At 40.1% G+C, this 4,017-nt stretch carries 5 protein-coding genes; all 5 read right to left on the bottom strand.

The genetic code is table 11. From position 1 onward, the window contains the following. Window positions 1-112 precede the first annotated feature (112 nt). Window positions 113-571 carry a hypothetical protein gene (locus tag RH89_RS30360; protein ID WP_004402697.1) on the bottom strand — a complete coding sequence of 153 codons (459 nt, stop codon included), beginning with the start codon at window positions 569-571 and terminating at the stop codon, window positions 113-115. A gap of 228 nt (window positions 572-799) precedes the next feature. Further along, window positions 800-1,075: a hypothetical protein gene (locus RH89_RS13385; RefSeq protein ID WP_004402696.1), complete on the bottom strand. Its 276-nt coding sequence runs from the start codon at window positions 1,073-1,075 to the stop codon at window positions 800-802. Window positions 1,076-1,548: 473 nt separating this feature from the next. After that, window positions 1,549-2,151 (bottom strand): hypothetical protein, encoded by a 603-nt coding sequence (locus tag RH89_RS13380; protein WP_004402695.1) that lies wholly within the window; start codon window positions 2,149-2,151, stop codon window positions 1,549-1,551. A gap of 131 nt (window positions 2,152-2,282) precedes the next feature. Then, complete coding sequence (locus RH89_RS13375; RefSeq protein WP_004402693.1) at window positions 2,283-2,981, bottom strand: restriction endonuclease; 699 nt, start codon at window positions 2,979-2,981, stop codon at window positions 2,283-2,285. A 146-nt stretch (window positions 2,982-3,127) separates the two neighbouring features. Next, window positions 3,128-3,544, bottom strand: coding sequence for a hypothetical protein (locus tag RH89_RS13370; RefSeq protein ID WP_004402691.1), 417 nt, complete (start codon window positions 3,542-3,544; stop codon window positions 3,128-3,130). Between the last annotated feature and the right edge of the window lie 473 nt (window positions 3,545-4,017).

Raw genomic sequence — 4,017 nt, 5'->3', positions numbered from 1 at the left:
GCCCGCTTAAGCCGCTGCCAACGCAACACAACGGCTACAGCATTGCGCCTTAAACACAATTATTACTGCAAACCAAAAATGCCACGCGTTGGCGGTCGGCTTGAAGCGTTTGTTAGGGCTGCCTTCCGACTAAGGTGTATGCAACTTTTCTGTTGCCTACTAATAGAGAGACTCCTACTACCAACATCATCAATGATGAGAGTGATGCTGCTGAGTCTCCGCCGTAGTGACTTGAAACTACGATAATTGCTGGTATCACTGACCATGCGCTGTTAATTATTAAATTAAGAGCCATTAATGCTACGCCAACCCTTGCCAGTTCATATGCGCTCATAGATGTTACTTCTTTGGTGTCAACCTCAATTGGCATTAACTTTTTAGCTATGGTGAGCGGAAAATTCCATGCAATTAAAGCTATTACTACGAAAATAACCGGAACAACCAACAGCCCCATATTTTCACGGGCAATATCCTTAGCCGTCATAAACGAAAGAGTCGTGTAAACTGCTTCCAAAATCAAAAAGACTGCAAAAATTCGAATACCGATGGATAGTATTGTTTTAACGTTCATTTATCGTCCTAGTAAAATTAACCGTATAGATTGTGAAAAGCCCTAACGCCAGCTTAAGCAGCAGCCAACCGCCGCATAACTCAAACTGACCAACGTAATCACCACGCTTCAATCAAACCAAAAATGCCACACGTTGGCTGTCGGCTTGAAGCTTTTGTTATACAAATCAGTTGAGGACTTCGACTCTATCAACAAGTGCACGATCTGAGCACTCTAAAACACGAATCTTTATTTTTTATTTGCCATCATTGCTGCTAACAAAATACTTAAAGTTTGATCCTGATGGTTTCCCGCTTTTACAGAAAATACAGTGTTAGAGCCACAACCAGGTCCTGTAAGAGGAGTCATCATTCGCACCATAAAAGCATAAGTTTGATCCGTGGCATTAGGCCAGCTTTCAATGCCAGAGATTGAAATATCACTATAAAACTTTGGCAATGTATCAGCTGCATAGGTATATGACGAAGTCATTAGTATCAAACTTAATAGAATTTTTTTAAACATAGAGGTAAATCCTTTATTCGTGATAACACGGTTGTATAACGACTAATTAAGCGGCCAAAAACGCACCCATGCCATTTATGCAAACCACCGTAAACACGCTACTTAATGCAAACTAAAACTGCCACGCGTTTTTGGTCTGCTTGAATTTCTTGTTATACCCACGCTCCCAACTCAAAGCGGCTTGACCGCCCCACCAAGGCGCCAAAGGCATGCGATGAGCTCAATGATTCTCGATGAACTTTTTGGAAGCACCTCGAAACCTGAAACTACGCGGTAGGTTGAGATTTCGCTACCCAAAGAAGGCGTTGAGCTACCAACAAACACAAGACCAAAAATCTAGAAAAACAATTGGGATATAACGCCCTGTTAAGGTGTGAGCAACGCAATACCGAAGTCCCTGCATACCACCTTAAGCACTAAAACCAACGCATAGTGAAAATGCCACGCGTTGCGAATCACTCTTAAACAGTTTGTTAAGCGTTTTGATCGTCAATCTGATGAAATTTAACAGCCATATCGCAAATGTATAATCTTGCAGCTATTTTATAATTATCAATGTCAGCACTAGATATAGATAGTTTTTCACCGATAGTATACGTAGGGTTGGAATCGACTAATTCTTGAGATGCTTCACTATCATTGTGTTTTATACAATTGTTAATTAACCGTAATTCTTCAATTTTCCTGTTTTCACTTAGACTAGACATGTCGTATGGGCACTGACTAACTACATAATCAATGTAAGATAAACGTCGTTCGTTAACGTCATTTACATACCGCTTAAACAAACTCTTTCTCTTTAACTCAATCAATTTGTATAAAGCGGTCACTATCATTTCATTTAAAGTATCTGCTACAGATTGAGCCTCTGCGTAGTCATCAGCCATGCAGTCTCGATAAGACTCAAAATCATATTCACTTTCAAATTGGTCTTTAGAGAGATTACCATATTCTTCTTGAATATTACTTTTACGCTTATTCAAAGCGGGTGTAACCAACGCCTGAATAGAATCTAACGAGTCGAGCTCTAGCTCTTTTTCGAATTTTCGTGCGAAATTTTTCCAAGAAATACCCATTTTACCTCCGATTTAATTTGTCATAGCTGGACGCTTAACGCCGCCATAAGTTGTGCACTCACTGCACTTATAAAACCCACCAAACTTTAAACCAAAAATGCGCCGTGTAATGCATCAATTTGATGGCTTTGTTAGGCTTGTCCTACGGTTTGCTCACATTTATCCAGTTTAAGCTCCAACTCAGATATTAGTCTGTCCATTAAATCGACTACTTCTTTGGGCGAAGAAAATATTTTTGCGTTACCAAAAAGGGTGAGTACATAGAGCTCTTCAGATTTGAAAGGATACTCATTTCGGAAAGCCCTTGATAAAACATCCATGCACATTTTAATCAAGGCATCACCGAAATAGTTATGCTCACCATATGCTGGTCTTAGCCCGTACTCAATTCGTTGCTCCTTAGACAGTTCCCAGTAGCGATCTTTGCAGCTAACTACACGATCGAATAACTCTCGTAACCTCAGAGCATAAACGCTACTACTTGATGACTCACGGACTTCATCTAGTGAAGTGACTTGAATATTGGTCATGTTCGCAGCTTCTATTGCACCACTTTGAAAGCCCGATTCTGATAGCAATATACCTCGATCAGCGCCAATATCTGCCACAATTTCACGCAAACCAAGTACATGCAATTTATTAACGGGTTTTTGCCACAACTTACATTCAACCACCCATATCACATCAAAACCATGAAAATGAGACGTTACTAACACGTCCACATCATGAGAGGTTCGCACTCCTTTAACAGTGACATCCGTTTCTGCTTCCAAGCCTATAGACCGAAAATAAGCTGCTGTATCTTCTTGGTACTTCTTCCAAGGTTTCATATTTGTCTCTTTCGATTAAAAGCCTAACGCCCTGTTAAGGTGTGAGCAACGCAATACCGAAGCTACCGCATACCACCTTAAACACTAAACGCAACGCATAGCAAAAATGCCACGCGTTGTGAATCACTCTTAAACAGTTTGTTATGTTAAAAACTTTGGCGTTCGGCTACCTTTGCTAGTAGAACTTTATAATCCACCTGTTCAGTCACATTAACTACTGTGCCATTAACCATCGTAATTCCGAGATCATGGCGGTCAATTGAATTCATTGGCTCGTAATCAGCGTCAAAGTCTGCTTTCCAGAGCCAGTTAACATCAACCCAGTGCTCAATTTCTTCATAGTCACCAAAGTCATGCCCTAGATACGGAGTAACGACAGCACCAATAGCAATAATTCGATTTTGATTGTGATAAAGGCACACCAAGTCACCTTTACTAATTTTATCAATTTCTGGTGCTCGATCATAAAATGCCGCAGCCTTATTCTGACGCAACATATACTTAAAAGCGTTTGGGTTACCATTTTTCTCTTTCGTATTGGTATTTACTAGCCAAGTTTTCATTCGCTTCCTTACCTTTAGTTCGATGAAATTAAATTTTGAACATAACGCCCGCTTAAGCTGCTGCCAACGCAACACAACGGCTACCGCATTGTGCCTTAAACACAATTATTACTGTAAACCAAAAATGCCACGCGTTGGCGGTCGGTTTGAAGCTTTTGTTATGTGTGGGTTTTCAACTCTGAAAAATAAGTTTCATGCTCTTTATCCGTATATAAAGTAACTCCCTCATAAGTTTCGAATATCAAGCACGCACACTGTATACCATTAGATACTTGATACTGAATCAATTCTTGAGAACCAACCAAATGACAACTCTCATTAGTCGATTTGAAACCTCTTTGCTTTAACCAACTCATCACAGTTTCGAACTCAGGCGAATCATACTCCTTCTCACAGACTACAAAACTAACTAAATTGTCACTGTTATCAAACATTTTGTTTTCCATGCATTTCGTCGTTCACCGCTCCACACA

Origin of the sequence: Vibrio nigripulchritudo ATCC 27043 (genome assembly GCF_000222685.1) — a bacterium.
GTDB classification, from domain to species: Bacteria; Pseudomonadota; Gammaproteobacteria; order Enterobacterales; family Vibrionaceae; genus Vibrio; species Vibrio nigripulchritudo.
This window is presented reverse-complemented; position numbering and strand designations above follow the sequence as displayed.